Origin of the sequence: Curtobacterium sp. B8 (assembly GCF_000333315.1) — a bacterium.
In the GTDB taxonomy this organism is placed as follows: Bacteria; Actinomycetota; Actinomycetes; order Actinomycetales; family Microbacteriaceae; genus Curtobacterium; species Curtobacterium luteum.
In genome coordinates this window covers 1-1,023 of record NZ_BACW01000350.1, presented here as the reverse complement: position 1 = coordinate 1,023, position 1,023 = coordinate 1, and the positions used below count along the sequence as shown (strand labels likewise).

The 1,023-nt window shown below is 67.2% G+C and carries 1 pseudogene; it reads right to left on the bottom strand.

Features of this window, described 5'->3' with window-relative positions:
* Window positions 1–873: pseudogene (locus I59_RS09080) on the bottom strand (alanine--tRNA ligase-related protein); the annotation flags it as partial.
* Window positions 874–1,023: the final 150 nt, after the last annotated feature.

Here is a 1,023-nt window from a genome sequence, read left to right as displayed (position 1 = left end):
TGAGCATGAGCGCCGACCGGACGTGTCCGCGATGACGCGCATCCGGACGTCGTCCTCGTGACGGGCACCGTAGCGGCGACCGGAGACCTCCGCCGCCTTGTCCAGGACCGGTCGCACCTGGTCGATCTCGTACATGTTGTCGACGCCCTGCTTGATGAACGCGACGCGCTCGAGCCCCATGCCGGTGTCGATGTTCTTGTTCGGCAGCTCGCCGGTGATCTCGAAGTCGTACTTCGACCGCACGTCGGCGATCTGGTACTGCATGAAGACGAGGTTCCAGATCTCGACGTAGCGGTCGTCGTCGGTGGCCGGGCCGCCGTCGATGCCGTACGCCGGACCACGGTCGAAGAAGATCTCCGAGCACGGGCCCGCCGGGCCGGGCTGCCCCGTCGACCAGTAGTTGGTGTCCTTGCCGAGTCGCTGGATCCGGTCGTCCGGCAGCGAGGAGTGCTGCTTCCAGAACGCGATCGCCTCGTCGTCGTCCTCGTAGACGGTGACCCACAGGTCATCGGGCGAGAATCCGAGGCCGCCGTCCGACTCCGGCGTCGTCAGGAGTTCCCAGGCGTACTGGATCGCCTGCTCCTTGAAGTAGTCGCCGAACGAGAAGTTGCCGTTCATCTGGAAGAACGTGCCGTGGCGCGGGGTCTTGCCGACTTCTTCGATGTCGTTCGTGCGGATGCACTTCTGCACGCTCGTGGCCCGCGGGTACGGCGACGGGACGAGCCCGGTGAGGTACGGGATGAACGGCACCATGCCGGCCACCGTGAACAGGAGCGACGGGTCGTCCGAGACGAGCGACGCGGACGGGACGACGGTGTGCCCGCGGTCGCCGAAGAACTGGAGCCAACGGCGGCGGATCTCTGCGGTCTGCATGGTGCTTCCTGGTTTCAGGTCGAGTGCGTGGGAGGGCGTGCGCGGTGCTCGGGCGCCGGTGGTGCCGGGCGTCAGGCGTCAGGTGCCGGGCGTCAGGCGTCAGGCGTCAGGCGTCGGTGCGGAGTTCGGCGTCCCGGGACTTGTAACCGT